This window comes from Comamonas sp. C24C (assembly GCF_053345995.1).
Genome location: NZ_JBKFBC010000004.1, coordinates 74587 through 93559, shown reverse-complemented (window position 1 = coordinate 93559; position 18973 = coordinate 74587). Strand labels below are relative to the sequence as shown.

Below are 18973 nucleotides of genomic sequence, written 5' to 3'. Positions count from 1 at the left end.
ATCAGCCCATCACAAAGATGGGGGCCGTAGTGCGAAACGGCAGCCTGCGGCCTGGCGGCAGCAGATAGGCATGCTCGCGCGGCACGCGCAGCGGGTCGCATTCGCCATCGGTGATGATGAGGATGGGCCCGTCCTTGGGAAAGTCATCGGTCTGGAGCAGCCGATCCACGCCCGGCTGTAGTACGGTGCCGCCCCGGCCCCTGAGGGCGATGCGCTGGGCCATGTCGGCGGCCGGCAAATAGCCCAGGTCATAGGCTGCGGCGTCGCAGCAGATCAGGCGCACCGCGGGTACGTCCTTGGCCTCGGCATAGCTGGCGATGGCGCCCAGTGCCTTGGCCAGTACATGGCGCTCCATGGAGCCCGAGGTGTCCAGCACCACGCCAAAGGTGCGGCCGTCCAGCCAGCGGCTGTCGGCTTGAATGCGTGGCCTGGGAATATCGGGCGTTGCGCTCTGGCGGCGGCTGATGCGGGCATAGCTGCGCCGCGTCCCTATGGGCGGAAAGTGATGGTCGAACCAGCGCGCCAGCTCCACCTGCCAGTCAATCGGCGGCTGCAGCAAAGCACGGATTTCCTCGATCAGTCCTGCGGGCAGCAGGCCGCGTGCGCTTTGCTCGTGGCGCAGCAGGCCTTTGCCCAGTTGGGTGCGGCAAAACTCGTCGATATCGGTAAAGTCGCCTGCGCTGGGCTGGCTGCCCACATTGCGCTCCAGCATGTCGCCCCGGCCACCGGCCAGGGTACGCAGCTTGCGCATGCGACGCAGATCGCTCGCAATGCGGTCATAGACCTCCTCGGCGCCGAGACCACGCAGATCCGGGTCGTAGAGCAGGCCGATGCCTGGCGGCTGGCCCACATCCATCTGAATCAGCCAGTCGTTGATGACAAAGTCGCAGGCCACATTCCACAGAAAAGGCTCGCGCCCGCGTCGGCGCGGCAGGTGGCGCAGGGCAACGTGCAGAACTTCGTGGGCAATGACGAAACGTAGTTCCAGCTCGGACAGGCGCGGGCCGGGGTTGATGTAGATGGTGCGCAGCACTTCGTCGACGGCGGCGACGGCAATGTCCTCGCGCTCGCAGATACTGGCGTCCTCGATGATGTCAAACGCCGCGACCATGCTGCCCAGCAGCGGAAAGCTGTCCATGAACCAGTGTCGCGCGCGGTCCAGGGCACTGCTGGCAGGGCGGCTCTGGCCAAACTCGCGGCGCACGCCTGCCGCCATTTCCACGGACTGGGTGACGGAGCGAGCCAGACCCGCGGCAAACATTTCGGGCCAGTTGCCGTACCTGCGCCAATATGGCTGAGTTTTGCTGGTGGATGAGGCGGGCTCAGGCCACTGCTCTGGCAGGGCCAGGCTGGGGTGAGCACCGCCCTGACCGGGACCGGCCAGGCTCAGCGACTGTGCCCAGGCGGGTATGCCTTGTTCGCAGAACTGGACGTACCACTGGGCCTCGTCGCGCTGGGGCAGTCCGTCGGGCAGTTCCATGCCTTCGGGCGGACGGCCGAGCTTGATGGTCTGGATGAAGCGGGCCGTGACCACATCGCAGGCCGCGCTCCATTGGGTCCAGTGACTGCGGTCTCGCTGAAAAAGCTCCAGCGCGTAGCTGAGCGTGGCCCGCCCCAGGCAGTACGCCCATTCCTCGGGACTGGCCAGGCGCTTGGGGTGGATGTCGATCTGGCCGGTAAAGCGTTGGTGGTTGAGGCTGGCCTGCGCCCATCCATGGGTCGGGCAGCCTGACTGGGAGCCGCGCACAAAGCCCAGGCTGCGGCTGAGTTCGCTAAAGATGGGGTGTGCCTGCAGCATGGCCAGGCCCTGCGCATAGGCCTGGGTGGCAGGGGTGTCGCGCGGTGGGGCTTTGGCCATCAGGCTCTGGCCGCTTCGCGCGCTTCTACCAGGCGTGGCAGGTCGCGCACGATTTCCAGCATATACCAGGCGGGCAGGGTCTGGCTGTCGCTCTCAGCGGTGACGATCTGGGCCATTTCCAGGCTGATCTGGGCCAGCTCTTTGAGCATGGCCTTGGAGCGGTGCACGGTTTGCTGCAGCTCGCCGCCGCTTTGCTGCTTGTCGGCGGGCAGGATCTTGAGCAGACGCGCACGGAAGGCCTGGGCCAGGAAATACAGCACATCTCTGTCCTGCGGCGCATGGGGCCAGTTGGCGTCGCCCTTGAAAATGGCGTCCAGACGGTGACGGTCGTCGGCCAGCTTGTAGAAGGCCTTGAATTGCGCCGCATGCTGGGGCGTGAGGCAGCCGCTGCCCAGGGCTTCGAGCGTGTGCAGATTCAGAGCATCGCCGTAGGAGAGCAAGGCGTCGCTCAGCATATGCCAGGAGCGCGGCGTGGAAAATGCTTCCTCATGCTTGGGCGGCTGGCTCCACAGGTGATCGGGACGCTGGGCCAGGTATTCCAGCACCAGAGTATGCAACTGGGCCTGCTGCGCCCATTGCAGCCACTCGCTGGCGCTGACCTTGAGCTGCACATGAATCATGCGGTTGATCAGCGCCGAGGACATGGTACGCACGATCGCGGAATCCTGAGCCCGGTTGCCAGCCGCAATCACGATGGAGCCCTCGGGCATCACATACTCGCCCACGCGGCGTTCCAGGATTAGGCTGTAGAAGGCTTTCTGCACATCCTGGCTGCAGGCGTTGAGCTCGTCCAGGAACAGGCAATAGGGCTGCTCCCGAGCAATCATGGCGGGCGGGCAAAAGCGGGTCACCCCGTCAATGATCTGCGGCACGCCCAGCAAATCCTCGGGCGCGAGCTGGCTGCCCAGCAGGGACACGCAATCAAGCCCCACGCTTTGCGCAAAGTTCTGTACCAGTGCCGATTTGCCGATGCCAGGCGGCCCCCAGATGAACACGGGGCGTACGGTGGCGACGTTGAGAAGGAATTCGCTCAGTTGCGAGGGAGTGAGAGCCAGACTGGTTTGCATGCTGCGTGCAGTCTAAGGCAAGTGCAGCGGTGTCCTCCGCATGCTCAGGCGGCCCGGCCTGGAGTCATGGCTCCTGGAACGCCTGCATGCCTTGCATGCAATACAGCAGAAAGCGATTGGCGGCAGGGGACAGATGGCGGCCGGTGCGAGTGATGAGCTGCATCTCCGCATCCTGAAATGCAGGATTGTGAATGGGGATGGCGCGCAGGCGCCCGCTGGCCAGCTCGGCCGTGACGGAGCAGGGCGGCAGCAGGGTCACGCCCTGGCCGCTGGTGACAAAGGCCAGAAGCACACTGATGAGATTGCTGGTCAGCGCGGGGCTGAGGTGGATCTTGTCCTTGTGTTCGGCATATTCCACGAGCTGGCGAATGCCGTACACGCCTTGAAGCATGGCAATAGGCCATTGGCTAAGCTCTTGCAGCGAGGTCTGGTCCGCGCTGGCCAGCGGGTGCTGGGAGTGGACGATGGCATGCATGGGTTGGCGCGCCGCGCCGCGCGCGGTGATATGGCTGTCGGCGGGTGGGTAGTAGACCAGGCCGATCTCGGCCGCGTCCTCGCGAATGCGGCGCATGATTTCGGTCGTGCCATAGATTTCCAGCGAGATGCTGACGCCAGGATATTGCTGGCGAAAATTGCGGATGGGGCCGTCGATCAGCTCCTGTGCAAAGCCCTCGCCGCTGACCACGCTGACACTGCCGCTGTGCAGGCCGCGCAGCGCGTCCACCTTGGCCAGCATGTCGTGGCGGTGGGCCGTGTGTTCGCGGTGATAGTCCAGCAACAGCTGACCGGCTTCGGTGGGCACCACGCCGCTGCGGTGGCGTTCCAGCAGGGCCACGCCCAGTTCCTCTTCGAGCAGGCTGATCTGGCGGCTGACGGCCGAGGGCACGATGCCCAGCTTTTCGGCTGCGGCACGGACAGAGCCGCAATAGACGGCTTCAAACAGATAGCGGGCGCGGGAGTCTTGGAAGGCGGGCATGCGGCGATTGTCGTCGCCAAATTGCATCTGTATTCATACGTATGTTCACTTTTTTAGAACAGAAAAAGAATGCGTATGCAATAAATGCATTGTTATATTCAGCGCCCGCATGGGTGAGCGCCAGCTTGGGCTGGCCGTGCCCATTTTCAGGGTTCAAAGCTATTTCAGCGCGTCGGCAGCGGCCGTCGTGCGCAAGGAAAGTTGATGCGTACAGAGGTGCAGCCGGCCAAGGCCGCGTTGAATGTGGGCAGCGTGGTGCAGGTATTTGCGCTGGCGCTGGTGGTTGCGGCATTGTCCGAGTGGCTGGGGCCGCTGCCCATTGCGCTGGGCGTAGGCAAGGTGGTGCTGCTGCCCATGATCTGGGCGCTGCTCATCGGTCTGGTGCTGGGTCTGCTGCGCAAGCGCATGCCCGGGCCGCTAAAGCTGAGCCTGTACAGCCAGAATCTGGCAGCCGCCGTGCTGTCTTGCGCGCTGTTTCTGTTCATTGCCAAACTGGGTCTGCTGGTCGGAGGCTCGCTGCCCAAGCTGGCCGAAGTCGGCTGGGGGCTGGTGTTGCAGGAGTTGGGCAATCTGGTCGGTTGCGTGGCCCTGGGCATGCCCGTGGCGCTGCTGCTGGGCATCAAGCGCGAAGCGATTGGCGCGACTTTTTCCATCGGCCGTGAACCGGGTCTGGCCATCATCGGCGAGCGTTTCGGCATGGATTCGCCCGAAGGCCGCGGCGTGCTGGCCGAGTACATCACCGGTACGCTGATCGGCGCCATCTTCATCTCACTGTTGGCCGGCTTTGTCTCCAGCCTCAATATCTTCCACCCGCTGGCACTGGGCATGGGCGCCGGCGTGGGCTCGGGCAGCATGACGGCCGCCGCCGTGGGCGCGATTGCCGCCCAGCATCCCGAGATGAGCGACCAGATTGCCACGTTTGCCGCTGCCGCCAATCTGATTGCGACGACGGTGGGCACTTATCTGACCCTGTTCATATCGCTACCTCTGGCACTGCGTGCCTATCAATGGCTGGAGCCGATTCTCGGCCGCAAGCGCAAGCAGGCCGTTGTGGAGCAGGCCGTAGACCTGTCTGCCACCAAGGATGAAGAGCAGGCACAGGTGCCGGCGCTGGGCCTGGGCATGCGATTCGCCTCCTGGGTTCTGGTGGGCGCCATGGTGCTGATCGGCAACCGCATCGGCCACGGCGTGCCCGTGATGGATGCGTTGCCAGGTGTACTGCTCATCATTGCTGCCGTGTTTGTCGGTGATCTGATCTATGTTGGCACCCGCCGCGTGTTGCCTGCGGTGTGCTGGATCTCGTTCATCGCGATGGCCATGACCTTTCCGCTCACGCCTTATGCCGCCGAAGTGTCAGCTTTGACCGGAAAGGTCAACTTCCTGGCCATGATCACGCCCATGCTGACGTTCGCGGGCCTGTCGCTGGCCAAGGACATCCCGGCCTTCCGTCGTCTCGGCTGGCGCATCGTGGTGGTTTCGCTGCTGGCCAATGCCGGCGTGTTCCTGGCCGCGACGCTGATCGCCCAGACCTTTGTCCACACGCTGTAAAGCTGGAGCAAGACCATGATGAACACCATCAAGTGGCCCGGCCAACAGGAACTGCAAGCCTGGCGTCATGACTTTCATCGTCATCCCGAAACCGCGTTTCAGGAGCACCGCACCAGCGCACGCGTGGCCGAACTCCTGACAAGCTTTGGTCTCGAGGTGCACACCGGCCTGGCCGGCACCGGCGTGGTCGCCGTGCTCAAAGGCAGCCTGGGCTCCGGCCCCTCCATCGGCCTGCGCGCCGATATGGATGCGCTGCACGTGACCGAGCTCAACCAGTGCGACCATGCGTCTACCCACGCAGGCCGCATGCATGCCTGCGGCCATGACGGCCATACCAGCATGCTGCTGGGCGCGGCTCAGGCCCTGGCCTCGGCCCCCGACTTTGCTGGTACCGTGCATTTCATCTTCCAGCCCGCCGAGGAAAACGAAGGTGGAGCGCGCGCCATGATCGAGGAGGGGCTGTTCAAGCGCTTCCCCATGGACGCGGTCTACAGCATGCACAACTGGCCGGGCCTGCCCGTGGGTACAGCGGCAGTGCATTCCACGGCCGTGATGGCGGCCTTCGACATCTTCGATCTGACGCTGACAGGCAAGGGCTGCCATGCCGCGATGCCGCACCTGGGCAAGGACGCGCTGCTGGCGGCTTGCCAGCTGGTGACGCAGCTGCCCGCGTTGATTGCGCGCGAGCAGGAGGTGCACAAGCCGGCCGTGCTGAGCGTGACCAGCTTCAATGCCGGCGACACCTATAACGTGATGCCCGAAGTCATCAAGCTGCGCGGCACCGTGCGCTGCTTCGACATGCCTCAGCGCGCGCGCATCGAGCAGCGTTTTCGCGATGCGATTGCAGCGACCTGCGCGCTGCACGGCCTGGAGGCCCAGCTCGACTACCGCGTCAGCTATCCAGCGACCATCAACAGTCCCCAGCATGCCGAAGTCTGTGCCGAGGTGTTGACCCACGTACTGGGCGAGGGCAAGGTGCGCCGCGATATGGTGCCCAGCATGGCTTCGGAAGACTTTGCTTTCATGGCGCAGGAATGCCCGGGCGTCTATATCTGGCTGGGCAATGGCGAGGACAGCGCCTCCCTGCACAACCCCAAGTACGACTTCAACGACGCCAATCTGCCGCTGGGCATGCGTTACTGGGTGGAACTGGTGGGAGCGCTGCTGAAGGGCGGCAAGCTGCCAGCCTGACAGCAGGCTTTCCATAGGAATCAATGCCGGGTCAACGCTTAGTTGAGCCCGGCATTTTTCATGTCCGGAAGGTTTGCAAAACCCTAACAAGCCACGCATTCGGACACAGAAATGTCGGAAGGCTGACACCCTGTAACGCCGTTTGATCTGGCGCCCCTATGATGTTTGTAGCGCTCCTGGGCAGTGCCTGTGGAGATCCGGGCAAACTCTGGAGCGTGCGTGGCGGCTGCCGTGATCCTTTGGGCGCAGGGCTGGCCGCGCTAGTAGCAGGTGTTGCATCCCGGCGCATGACCGGGCTTTCACGCGGCGCTGACCGCATCTCTCGCAACGCTGCCTGCACCATTCCTGGTGCCGTGACTTTGTCGCACTGTCCGGGTCTTGATACAGGAGGGCGCTTTATGCCGTTCGGCAATCTTGAGGCGGGCATCTGGCCCGCCGGTTTTCCACCGCTGCTGAGCTGGTGCGTGCTGGTTGCAGCCGCTGCCTTGCTGGGTCATCTGGTTCACCGCTTTACCGGCTATCCGCGCATGCTGGGGTATACGGTGGTGGGCCTGGTGGCCGGATGGGTGGGGTTTGGCGATCTGCCCTGGCCGCTGCAAGGCAGCACGGCCGTGTTGCTGGAGGTGGCTGTGGGCGCAAGCCTGCTGCTGGCTGCCTCTCAGGTGTCATTGCCCTGGCTGTTTCGCCAGCCCTGGTTGCTGCTGCAAAGTCTGGGCGAGTCGCTGATCACGCTGACGGTGGTGGCTGCGACCCTGCTGGCCCTGGGCTGGGGCTGGGCCGTGGCGCTGGCCGTCGGTGTGATATCCATGGCTGCGTCTCCGGCTGTGTTGCTTCGCATTGCCGATGATCTGCGCGCCAGCGGCGCGGTGACAGACCGCAGCTTGCTGCTGGCTACCATCAGCACCTTGCTGGCGTTGCTCGGCGCTCTGGTGCTGACCGTAGTGTTCGTGCCGGTCGCAGCGGCGGCGGGTGGCGGCCTGCAGTTTTCATCGGCGGGGCTGGGCCGCTTGCTGTTCAGCGTGCTGCTGACTCTGTTCTGGGCCTTTCTGGTCACCATTGCCTTCTGGCCGGTCCTTCGTTGGCAATCATCGCGCAGCGATACCACGGCCCTGTATTTGCTGGCGGCCATGGCTGCAGTCTGTCTACTGGCCGAGCAATGGGGCGGCTCTGCCGCACTGGGCTTCATGGTCGCGGGCCTGATGCTGCGCAATCTCAGTCCCATGCCGCTGGTCTGGCCCCAGGCCTTCCAGGCGGCCAATGCCATGCTCAATCTGCTGATGTTCGTGCTGGTGGCCAGCATGGCCTCGCAAGTGAACCTGTCTGTGGCGATGGTTTCGGTCGTGGCCAGCGCTGTCCTGGCTCGGATTCTGGGCAAGTTTGGCTCCATCCTGCTGCTGGGGCTAGGTACCGGCATAGGCTGGCGCAGGCAATGGCCTGTGGCCTGCGGGCAATTGGCCTTGTCGGGTCTCGCGCTGCTGATAGTGTCGGGGATTGCAATGCAGTGGACGGCTTTCAATGCCAGCGTGGCCCAGCAGGTGGCGGCCATTGCGCTGCCCATGATCGTCTTGTGCGAGGTACTGGGTGTGCTGCTGGCCGCTACCGCCCTGTGGCGTAGCGGCGATGCCCATCGCGGCGTGGGCCGCGCGGCCTTGCAAAGAGGAGGTAAGCGCCATGACGCATGAAATCGAACAAAGCCAGCCCGCGGGGGCAGAAGCCGGCGGTTTGGGCGAATTCGCGCCCTCTAAGGCGCTGACGCTGGGCGTGGAGTTGGAGTTGCAGTTGCTCAACACCCATCACTACGATATGACGCCTTATGCGCCCGATATGCTGGCCCTTCTCAAGAACGCCAAGGTTCCGGGCTCCATTGTGCCCGAGGTGACCTCCAGCATGATCGAAATCTCGACCGGCATCTGTCAGGATGCGCAGGACGCCTACGAGCAACTGGCTGTTACGCGCGATGCCTTGGTCAAGGCGGCCGACCGGCTCAATATCGCGTTGGCCGGCGGCGGCACGCATCCGTTTCAGCAGTGGCACCAACAGCGCATTTACGACAAGCCACGCTTCAAGGAGCTGACGGCGCTGTATGGCTATCTGACCAAGCAGTTCACCATCTTTGGCCAGCATGTGCATGTGGGTTGCCCCAGTGCCGACGATGCGCTGATGATGCTGCACCGGCTTTCGCGCTATATCCCACATTTCATTGCACTGTCCGCATCCAGCCCGTTTGTGCAGGGGCAGGACACGGCGTTTGACTCCGCACGCCTCAACTCGGTGTTCGCGTTCCCGCTTTCGGGCCGTGCACCATTTGCCCTGCACTGGGAGGACTTCGAGCGCTACTTCGCCAAGATGGCGGCCACGGGCGTGATCCATAGTATGAAAGATTTCTACTGGGATATCCGCCCCAAGCCCGAGTTCGGTACGGTGGAGGTGCGCGTTTTCGACACGCCGCTGTCCATCCATCGCGCTGCGCAGCTGGCAGCCTATGTGCAGGCGCTGGGTGCATGGTTCCTTGGCGAGCAGCCCTTCGAGCCGAGCGAAGACGACTATCTGGTCTATACCTATAACCGCTTCCAGGCATGCCGTTTCGGCTTGGACGGCACGTATGTGGACCAGGCGAGCAGCGAGCAGCTGTCGCTGCGCGAGCACATAGGTCAGACCCTGCAGCGCGTCATCAGCCATGCGCCGGCTTCAGGCAAGAGCGCGCTGCAGGAGCTGGCCCTGGTGCTGCAGCGCGGCAACGATGCGAGCTGGCTGCGTGAGAGCTATGCCCAGGTGCAGCAATTGCCCGAGGTGGTGCGCCAAGCATCGCTCAGATTTTCCGGTCGGCCTTGATCGGTTTTGACATCCTGGGCCCGGTATAAGACGGTACAGTTGCAAATACTTACGAATGCGGGTTGATAAGGCTTGAACAAGCATGTGCCAGTCCTGCGTTGTCGACCCGCAGGTCCGGTGGTTTTCATGGCCTGAGCCACGCAGCACCTGTCTTTACCGGATATGAGCGATTTCATGGTTGCGACCGTCATCCTGGGCATGCTCTGCGTGCATCTGCTGTGTTTTTGCGTGCTCTTCATACTGATCGGCCGCAGATTGCCCGGCAGGAAAATGGGCATGGATGTGTTTGCACTGGGCAATCTGCTGCTGGGCTGTGCCTATGTGCTGCAGCTGCTGGGCGGCAAGCCGGGCTGGAGTGCGATGAGTGTCGTCAATCACACTCTGACTCTGTGTGCTCCGGTGGTCTATGCACTGGGCGCGATGCGTTTCTTCAATCGTCCGACACCGGTGTGGCGGCCGCTGCTGGTGTTGGCACTGGCCTATAGTGCGGCGCAGATGCTGGTGCAGTCAACACTGGGTCTGGAGGTGCGCCAGGCCATGCTGGCCGGGGCTTGTGCCTTGCTGTTTCTGGGCATGACGATCGCCTTGCTGTGGGGAACGCGCAGCTTTGCAAGAAATATGGTCGTTGAGATGCTGGTCTTTGCCATTCTGATCGGCGGCATCTGCATTCTCAATGCCATGAAGTTCGTGCTGATCCTGCAGGGCGGCTTGCAGGCCCTGGACATGAACAGCCGGTTCCAGACGGTGTTCTATGTCTATATGTCCTTCCTCGGCACGGTGATACCGCCGGGCGCGGTCTGGCTGGTGCTGCGCCGTCTCACCGACGAACTCGGCAGCATGGCGGCCCAGGACCCGTTGACCAGGCTGCTCAATCGCCGGGGCTTGCTCGAGGGACTGGGCGCGCATTTCGCGGCTGCAAAGACCGTGCCCGTCCATCTGTTGATCGTGGACATCGACCATTTCAAGCGCATCAACGACAGCTACGGGCACCAGTTCGGCGACATGGTGCTGTGCCGCGTGGCGGAAGTGATCCAGCAAAGCACGCGCAAGAGCGATCTGAAATGCCGTTTGGGTGGCGAGGAGTTCGTGGTTCTCTGCCCGGGGCTGAGGGGAGACGAGGCGCTGCAGCTAGCCGAAAGAATACGCGCAGCGATTGCGGAAATCGCGATTCCCGGAATCAGCCTGCATGGCTGCGTCACTTGCACAGCAACGATTGGCGTTTCCAATCCTTTCATTGCTTCGCATGCGTTTGAGCTCGCACTGCAGCAGGCCGATGCGGCGCTTTATCGAGGCAAACGTGGGGGGCGCAATCGTGTTCAGCGCGTGGACCCTGAAGACCTCCGGACGCAGGCACCGGAGGGACAGGCCGCAAGATCAAGCCCTTTCATCAGTGAAAGGGCCTGAGGGCGCTCAGGCTGCAATCACCGTCACGGCATAGCCTTTGCCGCTGGCGATCACGTCCAGCAACCGATCGATATTGGGGTGGGCACCGGGGCGTGCCTTGGCATCTTCGGTGTGCTCGGCAAACAGCTGCAGGCCTTCTTCGGCCGCCGCGACATTGATGCTGCCATGTTTGGCGTAGAGTGCGTTGTAGACCGTGACCGAGCCAGCTTTGCCGGGGGCATTCGGAATGCTTGCGGCCAGCTTGCCGTCGGAGTCGATCAGCTGCAGCTCGGAGATATGGGCGATGGAGGGAAGTTGCTTGAGATTGTCGGCAAAGGCCATGGTGTGCTCGCAATGGTCGCAGTGATGGAAGCCGCTATTGTGAGGCTGCTTGAGGGCCTGTTCAGCTTCGGGCGCTGTTTTGCTCGAGCACCCGCAGTGCCTGCTGCATCTGTGCCAGCGTGGGCGCGTATTCGGGCAGCTCGGCAATCTCGTCCATCTCGCGCTGCATCAATTGCTGCACCTGGGCTGCCAGATCCTGCCAGTCAGAGGCGCTCATCAGGGCCTGGGCCGTCTGTAGCAAGTCGGTCTGTATTTCATATGACAGCGAGAGCTTGCGCACCACATTGAGCGCAAATGGGGGGCACAGCAGAATCTGAAGCGCTGTCGAGCGTGCGAAGGTCTGGCTGCTGTGGCCCTGTCTGCCATGGCGCAGCGTCAGCCAGCTCAGGCAGGCAGTGCTCAGATAGATGAGTGCAAGTGCAATCAGCTGCAGCAGTTCGGAATGCAGCACCAGCAAGGCAGCAGGAAGGCCGAGAAACAGCAGCGCGGCCAGCAGATACAGCGGCAGTGCAAATGCCTTGAAGCTGCGGGCATGTGCCTCCACGGTCTTGGAAGATCCCGCGTCGGCGGGCAGCTGGATCCGCGTTGCGCTCCAGCGCTGCCTATAGACGGGCTGGTGAAGCACAAAAACAGGTAGCCAAAGCAGGCGGTTCTGACGCAGCTCGAAGCCCCGTCTGGCCAGCTGTGCCCTCCATCCTGAGCGCAGCGGGCGCAGCAAACCCTCTTCGGGCTTGAGCAGCAAGGCAGCGTCATAGAGATAGAACAGGACGATGGCCAGAACTACCTGCAGCTGCGTGGAGATCGTGAAGTACAAGACGGCTTTCCGGACAAGACAAACCCCGCGATCTTAGCGATGCGCGGGGCGGGTTATAGACATCGAGGCCGTGGCCCGGCGACTGTTTTATTCAGCGGCCTTCTTGCGGCCAAACAATTTGCCTATGCCTGCGAACAGGGCGACCGCTGCAGCAGCGACGATCTTCCAGCCTGCAGCCAGAAAGCCAGCAATCGCGCCCCACAGGCCTTTCTTAGTGGCCACTGCGGCAGCGCCACCGAGCACCAGGGCGCCCAGACCGATAGCGGCGACCTTGTCACCGTTCTTGAACTCCGCATAGGTCTGTCCGCTGTTGTAGTCGAATCCGGCCAGCACTTTCTTGAACTCCTCGGTGTTTTGGGCCAGGGTGGCGGTATCGGAGACCAGAGTGGCCGTCATCACGCCGCTGCGGCCCAGAATGCGCGAGGTGTAGTTGACATTCTTTTCACCGGTTTCGCCGCGCAGACGCAGGCCCCATTCAAGTCGCTTGGTGGCCGTGTCGTAATGTGGGGGAACCTGCCAGCCATCGGTGTACAGCGCTTCAAGACCCAGCTTCTTGCGCTGCTCGTTGCCGGCCTTGTCGCCTGACTGCATGGATTTGAGCAAGTCGTCGGCATCAATCTTTTCGTCGTCCTTCACGTAACCCGTGTCGTCATAGGAGAACACGGCAAACCAGTCCAGCGATTTGGGGGCGATCAGAAAGTGATCACTGCTGGGCGGGTTGCCAAATGCCTGCAACAGCTTGGAGGTGTCGGCCTGGCCAAGAAAGGCATAGCCAGAGGGAATCTTGACGCTGGCCTTGTCCGCGATTTCTCCCTTGCCACTTTCCTGCCAGTGCAAGGCCTTGATTTCAGCGGGCAACTCCTGAGTGGCTTCGGTCTTGGCCCAGACGCCAAGAGACAGTGACAGGCCGACAACGGCGGCCGCGATGGACTTGAACATGCAATGAACTCCCGTGTTATGAATATATTGAGGAAAGCTATTGGTAATAGCGGACTTGATTTCACATACGCATTCGAATCATCTGTCGTTGATTCGCGGGTGAAGCATAACGCGGCTCAAACTGAGCTGACAAAAGAAGCAGGAGTAATAGCGCAATGCGTTATTAATATTTGGCAAGTCTGGCAATTGGCCGGTTTTTGAAAAATTTCCTTGGAGGTCGCTTGTATGCGCAATGCCATATCTTTTTTAGAGGGGCGCAATAGCCTGGGTATGGGCAGCTGGCATCTTGGCCAGGGGCGGCGCAGCCTGAACGAAGAGAAGGCGGCCGTGCTCACCGGGCTGCAGCTCGGTCTGAGCGTGATCGACACTGCCGAGATGTATGGCGATGGCCTTTCCGAGGAACTGATTGGTGACGTGCTGCGTGACCTGCCGCCAAGCCGGCCCCTGCCTTTTCTGGTCAGCAAGGTGCTGCCCGTGCACGCCAGCCGCAAGGGAGTGATGCGCGCGTTCGAGGCCAGCGCCCATAAGCTGGGAGTGGACTGTATCGACCTCTATCTGCTGCACTGGCGTGGCAATACGCCGCTGGCCGAGACGGTAGCCGCGTTCGAGGAATTGAAGGCGCAGGGGAGGATTCGTCATTGGGGCGTTTCCAACTTCGACACCGACGATATGCAGGAGCTGTGGCAAGTTCCGGGCGGACGCAACTGTGTGGTCAATCAGGTGCTCTACAACGTTTTCAGCCGCGGTATCGAATATGACTTGCTGCCCTGGTGTCTGAAGAACGGCGTGACCGTGATGGCCTATTGTCCGCTGGGGCATGGAGAGCTGGTTGAGCACAGCCTGCTGGCTGAAATCGGTGATCGTCATAGTGTCAGTGCCAGTGTGGTGGCTCTGGCCTGGGCTCTGCGCAGCGGCAGGGTGCTGGCGATTCCCGAGAGCGGCTCCGAAGACCATATTCGAGACAACGCCCGTGCACTGCAGCTCACGCTCGGCCCAGAAGAGCTGGCGCTGATCGACGCTGCCTCGCCCCCGCCGCGCTTCAAGCTGCCGCTGGACATTCTCTGAGCAAGAAGTGCCTCGGGCTAGCTGGTGTCATGGGCGGCGGTCCGTGAGATCCTCGCTGCCCGCACCAGCACTCAGGCCCGAACCCAGCCCGGCGCCCAGCCCCAGGCCTCCCGCTCCCATACCTGCGCCCTGACCGCCGGCGCCCGCGCCGCCACGACTGCCCGAACCCTGGGCTTCACCGGCCTTGCGATTCCCTCCGGCTCCCCCGGTACTCGGCCTTGCCGGGCCCTGGGACGGTATCTGGAGATGCGAGGGAATGGGCTCAAGATCTAGGGCGTCGCGAATGAAGCCGCGCAGAGAGGTGACCAGCGCAGCGGTCTCGATCGGTCGACCGGCCACCATATCCTGGGCTGCCCGGGCTGCCAGTTCCACTTGCTCCTCGGTACCCAACAGGATGATGTCGGACAGAGCGGCCTCCACGGCATCCCGGATACGACGGCGGCGCTCGTTCAGGCTGTCTCCGGCTGGCGTTTGTGGTGGCGTCTCGTCGGTTTGCCTGAGGTCGCGCAGATGCAGAGGACTGACGCTCAGCGTGCCGGTGAACGAGCTGCCCAGCGTTTTGTAAGCGGCGATCAAGGTCTTGAGCCGCTCGTTGATCTGCCGGTTCTCGCGCTCGCGCCGCTTTTGCACGGTCTGCATGAACAACAGGCGAATGCCCATCATCAGGCAGGTCACCAGCAACAGTCCCAGCACGGTGGAGAGCAAGGAGGTCCAGGAGCTGAAATCAAGCGAAGAGCGCATGGAGTTCCTTCAATCGGAGTCGTCGGTCATGAAAGCGAGTTTGCACAATTTTCACGCGATCCGGACGAGATCGGCCTGTGCCGGAGGCGCTCGTGGCAAAGCTTGTCAATCTGTCTCGTGTTTTGCCATATGCTAGATAGTTGACATATCACCTAGCTGAGAAAAAGAGACAACGTGGTGGAGCCAGTGACTAGCCGGGGCCTGAACCCCTCATGGATCATCGTCGCAGCCGGCGTCAGTGCCTCGCTGCATGTGGGCAAGCTGCCGCCTGCTGTGCCCTTGCTGCAGCAGCAACTGGGCGTGTCCCTGGTGCAGGCCGGATTTCTGCTCTCCACCGTTCAGGTGGCGGGCATGCTGCTGGGCCTGGTGGTGGGGCTGGGCGCCGACAAATGGGGCCTGCGTCGCAGCCTGCTGACGGGGCTGATGCTGATGGCTATGTCCAGCGCGGTGGGCGCTGCGGCCACGGGCTTTGCCTGGTTGCTGGCGCTGCGCGCGCTTGAAGGCCTGGGATTCTTGCTGGTCGCCATGCCTGCACCGGGGCTGATACGCCGCGCAGTCAAGCCGTCCGAACTGGGGACGCGTATGGGGTGGTGGGGTTCCTATATGCCCATTGGCAGTGCCATGGGCTTGCTGCTGGGGCCCTGGGTGTTGCAGGCAAGCAGCTGGCAGGTCTGGTGGATTGCGCTGGGCTGTACCTCCGCCTTGGCTGCCTATGCGGTTTGGCGCATGGTGCCTGCGGATGGTGTTGCAGCCGATGCCCTTGCAGCCACAGCCGATGAAGGCTGGCGTCCGCGTCTGGCCCGCACCTTGCGCAGCCCCGGCCCCTGGCTGGTGTCGCTGGGCTTCATGGTGTATTCGAGCCAGTGGATGGGGGTTGTCGGATTTTTACCCACCCTGTATGCGGAGGCCGGTCTCGGCGCCAAGCTGGCAGGCTTGCTGACTGCCGTGGTCGCCGCCAGCAATATGCTGGGCAATGTGGCCGCAGGCAGGCTGTTGCATCGGGGCTGGAGTCCCGCGCGCTGCCTGCAGACCGGCTATGTGCTGATGGGGCTGACGGCGCTGCTGGCCTATGTGCAGATCGGCGGCGAGCCCTTGGCTCCGCTGTGGCTGCGCTTCGTGGCCGTGGCCTTGTTCTCGGCGACGGGCGGACTGATACCAGCCACGCTGTTCACCACGGCCATGCACCTGGCGCCCAGCCCGGCCACGGTGTCCACCACCGTGGGCTTCATGCAGCAATGGTCTTGCCTGGGGCAGTTTGCCGGTCCACCACTGGTGGCGGCCGTGGCTATGCAGATGGGCGGCTGGCAGTTCACCTGGATGGTGACGGGCAGCATGTGTGTGCTGGGCTGGCTGCTGGCGTTGGGAGTGGGGCGCTGCTGGAGCCGTCTCAAGGCCTGAGTTTTGATGGATATGCTCTGTATTTATGAGCTGAAAGCGCAATATTGATGGGCGCTTGGAGTCAATTTGATGATGTTCTCTTGCGCCGGCCCATGGGCATGACTTGCAGCTCCCGCATGATTCGGGTCCGAACTGCGGTTACGCTGCAGTCTTGTGGAGGTTCATGATGCAAAAGCGCCAGTTTCTCGCCACCGCAGCTTCGCTGACGGCATTGTCATCAACGCCCTGGCTTGCGGGCTGTGCTTCGCGCCGTTCCAAGACCGCGGTCAGGCCCGCCGAGATGATCTTCTACGGTGGCCCGATTCTCACCATGAACGATGCCCAGCCCCAGGTGGAAGCCGTGGCGGTGAATGCCGGAGTGATTTCCGCCATCGGCTCGCTGCAGGAGCTGGAGTCCTTGCGCGGCCCCGGCACGCGTATGCTGGACTTGCAGGGCCGCACGTTGATTCCGGGCTTTGTGGACCCGCACAGCCATATCGGCGGCGTGGGGCTGCAGGCCATTTCGGCCAATCTGCTGCCTCCGCCCGACGGTGGCAACGCCTCCATCGCCGACTTGCAGCAGACGCTGCGCGAGTACATTCAGAACTCGCCCGAGGTCAAACAGCTGGGCATCGTGCTCGGTTTTGGCTATGACGATTCCCAGCTCCAGGAGCGGCGTCATCCCACACGCGACGATCTCGATGCCGTCTCCCGAGACCTGCCGATTGCCGTGATTCACCAGTCCGGGCATTTCGGTGCACTCAATTCCTTGGCTCTGGCCCGTGCCGGCATCGGGCCCGGCACTCCCAATCCAGAGGGCGGCGTGATTCGCCGCCGCGCCGGCAGCCCGGTACCCAACGGGGTGCTGGAGGAGAATGCCTTTTTCCACACCCTGGGCCGGATCATGCCCAAGCTCACTCTGGAGCAGTCCATGGACTGGCTGGAAAAAGCCCAGCAGCTCTATCTGGAGTTCGGCTACACCACGGTGCAGGACGGGCGCTCCGACGCGGGAGCCATTGCCTCGGCCATGGCGGCGGCCGAGTCGCGCCGGCTGGTGATCGACGTGGTGTCCTATCCCGACATCCTGCAGCTGGGTGACGGCGCGTTGGCCAACAATCTCAAGTTCAGCCGCAGCTATACCAATCGCTTCCGCATTGGCGGCGTCAAGCTCACGCTCGACGGCTCGCCTCAGGGCAAGACGGCCTGGTTGACCGAGCCCTATCTGGTGCCGCCCGATGGCCAGCAGCCCGGCTATCGGGGATATGGGGTGCTCAGCGACGCGAGGGCCAACGAGCAGGTGGCCCGGGCCATCCGCAACGGCTGGCAGATTCTGGTGCATGGCAACGGCGATGCGGCGATAGATCAGTTCATTGCCGCCGTGCGTGCCAGCGGCCCGGTGGAGCAGGCGCGTGCCGTACGTCCGGTGCTGATCCACGGCCAGACGTTGCGGCGCGACCAGGTGAGCCAGCTCAAGGAGCTGGGTATCTTCCCGTCGCTGTTTCCCATGCATACCTTCTACTGGGGTGACTGGCACCATGATTCAGTGCTCGGCGACCCGCGCGCGCAGAATATCTCGCCGACTGGCTGGGTGCTGGGCGAGGGAATGCTGTTCACGTCTCATCACGATGCGCCAGTGGCCCTGCCATCGTCGATGCGTGTGCTCGATGCCACGGTGAATCGCACGACGCGCTCGGGCCGTGTGCTGGGGCCCGAGCATCGCGTCTCGCCTTGGGTGGCGCTCAAGGCGCAGACCATCTGGTCGGCCTACCAGCATTTCGAGGACGACCGCAAGGGTTCCATCGAGGTCGGCAAGCTGGCCGACCTGGCCGTACTGTCGGATAACCCGCTGACCGTGCCGCCGCATCAGCTTGCCAGCCTCCAGGTGCTGGAGACCATCAAGGAGGGGCGAACGGTATACAAGCGTGCTCTCTGAAGCTCCTTATTTGAGAGCTTGAATCGCTTTGTGGGTAAGCGATTTGGCGTATTTTGATGTGGTTTTCATGCGTCGCGCGAGCCTATCAAGGCGCGCAAGGCGCGCTCCAGCTGTCGGGCATTTTCATGCACCAGCAGCCATTCGGGCTGCAGCACTGGCTCAGGTTCCGGTGGCGTAGTGCAGTCATCCATGGTTGCCAGAGGATCGTCGGTCTTGAGGGCAACCACGGTGGGTTGGTTGGCCAGGTCCAGGCAGGCATGCGTCAGCCAGCGGCAATAGTCGGCTATGGCCGTGGGAGGAGCCATGCCGGTATGGGCAGTGGCTCGGTTCAGACTCTCGGCCAGCAGCAAGGCTGTCGCGTAAACGCGCACCGCATGGCGGTCATAGCGGCGGGTGACAAAAGCCAGTCGCTCGGCATTGAGCCGTCCGCGCAATGACCAGCGGCGCGAGGAGTGGGCCTGACCTACGGCGGCGCGCAGGGCGGCCAGCGATTCATGGGCCAGTGATAGCTGGCCGAGGGCGGTTTCTGCCGCATCGGCTTTCTGCTGCTGGCAGGCCTTGAGAATCAGATCCAGTCCATTGGCCAGTTGCTTGAGAAAGATCGAGGCGGCCCGGCCCATATCCTTGATGGGATTGGAGGTCAGAAGCACCTGGCTGAAGATAAGCCCGACCGCAGCACCGACCGTGACGTCGAGCAGACGGGCTCCGCCCGCCATGCTGGGGCCGAGCACCAGCACCAGAATCACCGAGACTCCGGCTTGAATCGGCACCACGGGTGCAGGGCCGATGATGGCGCCCAGCAGGATGGAGAGGAATGCGCCCAGACTCATGCGCAGCAACAGGTGCTGCTCGGGCAACTGCCACAGCAGATCGCCGATCACGATGCCCAGTGTGCAGCCTATGAGCA

Annotated in this window: 17 protein-coding genes; 9 read left to right on the top strand and 8 right to left on the bottom strand. The window is 62.8% G+C overall.

Translation table 11 applies throughout. The annotated features are described in order from the left end of the window. Nucleotide 1: 1 nt before the first annotated feature. The 3 genes from ACLBXN_RS09305 to ACLBXN_RS09295 all read right to left on the bottom strand — a co-directional run bounded on the left by ACLBXN_RS09305 (nucleotide 2) and on the right by ACLBXN_RS09295 (nucleotide 3928). Nucleotides 2-1858, bottom strand: a complete 1857-nt coding sequence (locus ACLBXN_RS09305; RefSeq protein WP_447611919.1) for a vWA domain-containing protein — start codon at nucleotides 1856-1858, stop codon at nucleotides 2-4. Then, on the bottom strand, nucleotides 1858-2925 hold the full coding sequence (locus tag ACLBXN_RS09300; protein ID WP_447611918.1) for an AAA family ATPase: 1068 nt from the start codon (nucleotides 2923-2925) through the stop codon (nucleotides 1858-1860). The genes ACLBXN_RS09305 and ACLBXN_RS09300 overlap by 1 nt, the downstream gene beginning before the upstream one ends. 64 nt (nucleotides 2926-2989) lie before the next feature. Continuing rightward, the gene (locus ACLBXN_RS09295; RefSeq protein WP_447611917.1) at nucleotides 2990-3928 is read right to left on the bottom strand and encodes a LysR family transcriptional regulator; all 939 of its coding nucleotides are present in this window, start codon (nucleotides 3926-3928) and stop codon (nucleotides 2990-2992) included. A gap of 177 nt (nucleotides 3929-4105) precedes the next feature. On the opposite strand from ACLBXN_RS09295, the gene ACLBXN_RS09290 reads away from it, so the two are divergent. The 5 genes from ACLBXN_RS09290 to ACLBXN_RS09270 all read left to right on the top strand — a co-directional run bounded on the left by ACLBXN_RS09290 (nucleotide 4106) and on the right by ACLBXN_RS09270 (nucleotide 10876). Further along, nucleotides 4106-5449 (top strand): DUF3100 domain-containing protein, encoded by a 1344-nt coding sequence (locus ACLBXN_RS09290; RefSeq protein ID WP_447611916.1) that lies wholly within the window; start codon nucleotides 4106-4108, stop codon nucleotides 5447-5449. 15 nt (nucleotides 5450-5464) lie between these two features. Next, nucleotides 5465-6640 carry a M20 aminoacylase family protein gene (locus ACLBXN_RS09285; RefSeq protein ID WP_447611915.1) on the top strand — a complete coding sequence of 392 codons (1176 nt, stop codon included), beginning with the start codon at nucleotides 5465-5467 and terminating at the stop codon, nucleotides 6638-6640. Nucleotides 6641-7038: 398 nt separating this feature from the next. After that, on the top strand, nucleotides 7039-8322 hold the full coding sequence (locus ACLBXN_RS09280) for a cation:proton antiporter domain-containing protein (protein ID WP_043003115.1): 1284 nt from the start codon (nucleotides 7039-7041) through the stop codon (nucleotides 8320-8322). After that, entirely contained in the window at nucleotides 8312-9472 is a 1161-nt protein-coding gene (locus ACLBXN_RS09275) for a YbdK family carboxylate-amine ligase (protein WP_447611914.1), read from the top strand. The genes ACLBXN_RS09280 and ACLBXN_RS09275 overlap by 11 nt, the downstream gene beginning before the upstream one ends. A 174-nt stretch (nucleotides 9473-9646) precedes the next feature. Then, entirely contained in the window at nucleotides 9647-10876 is a 1230-nt protein-coding gene (locus ACLBXN_RS09270) for a GGDEF domain-containing protein (RefSeq protein ID WP_447611913.1), read from the top strand. 6 nt (nucleotides 10877-10882) lie between these two features. Here ACLBXN_RS09270 and ACLBXN_RS09265 read toward each other — a convergent pair whose 3' ends face one another. The 3 genes from ACLBXN_RS09265 to ACLBXN_RS09255 all read right to left on the bottom strand — a co-directional run bounded on the left by ACLBXN_RS09265 (nucleotide 10883) and on the right by ACLBXN_RS09255 (nucleotide 12950). Beyond that, complete coding sequence (locus tag ACLBXN_RS09265; RefSeq protein WP_034376060.1) at nucleotides 10883-11197, bottom strand: DUF2322 family protein; 315 nt, start codon at nucleotides 11195-11197, stop codon at nucleotides 10883-10885. Nucleotides 11198-11258: 61 nt separating this feature from the next. After that, a complete protein-coding gene (locus ACLBXN_RS09260; RefSeq protein ID WP_447611912.1) occupies nucleotides 11259-12011 on the bottom strand; it encodes a hypothetical protein in 753 nt (250 codons plus the stop codon). 87 nt (nucleotides 12012-12098) lie between these two features. After that, complete coding sequence (locus ACLBXN_RS09255) at nucleotides 12099-12950, bottom strand: DUF2167 domain-containing protein (protein WP_447611911.1); 852 nt, start codon at nucleotides 12948-12950, stop codon at nucleotides 12099-12101. A gap of 3 nt (nucleotides 12951-12953) precedes the next feature. Here ACLBXN_RS09255 and ACLBXN_RS09250 point away from each other — a divergent pair, with 3 nt between their 5' ends. Beyond that, complete coding sequence (locus ACLBXN_RS09250; protein ID WP_447611910.1) at nucleotides 12954-13151, top strand: hypothetical protein; 198 nt, start codon at nucleotides 12954-12956, stop codon at nucleotides 13149-13151. A gap of 24 nt (nucleotides 13152-13175) precedes the next feature. Beyond that, nucleotides 13176-14015: an aldo/keto reductase gene (locus ACLBXN_RS09245; protein WP_447611909.1), complete on the top strand. Its 840-nt coding sequence runs from the start codon at nucleotides 13176-13178 to the stop codon at nucleotides 14013-14015. A 27-nt stretch (nucleotides 14016-14042) separates the two neighbouring features. Here ACLBXN_RS09245 and ACLBXN_RS09240 read toward each other — a convergent pair whose 3' ends face one another. Next, nucleotides 14043-14756: a hypothetical protein gene (locus ACLBXN_RS09240; RefSeq protein WP_447611908.1), complete on the bottom strand. Its 714-nt coding sequence runs from the start codon at nucleotides 14754-14756 to the stop codon at nucleotides 14043-14045. Between the two features lie 177 nt (nucleotides 14757-14933). Here ACLBXN_RS09240 and ACLBXN_RS09235 point away from each other — a divergent pair, with 177 nt between their 5' ends. Both ACLBXN_RS09235 and ACLBXN_RS09230 read left to right on the top strand, forming a co-directional pair. Continuing rightward, nucleotides 14934-16154, top strand: a complete 1221-nt coding sequence (locus tag ACLBXN_RS09235) for an MFS transporter (protein ID WP_447611907.1) — start codon at nucleotides 14934-14936, stop codon at nucleotides 16152-16154. Between the two features lie 166 nt (nucleotides 16155-16320). Further along, on the top strand, nucleotides 16321-18066 hold the full coding sequence (locus ACLBXN_RS09230; protein ID WP_447611906.1) for an amidohydrolase: 1746 nt from the start codon (nucleotides 16321-16323) through the stop codon (nucleotides 18064-18066). A gap of 65 nt (nucleotides 18067-18131) precedes the next feature. Here ACLBXN_RS09230 and ACLBXN_RS09225 read toward each other — a convergent pair. Next, a partial coding sequence (locus tag ACLBXN_RS09225) for an FUSC family protein (RefSeq protein WP_447611905.1) occupies nucleotides 18132-18973 on the bottom strand: 842 nt, incomplete at its 5' end.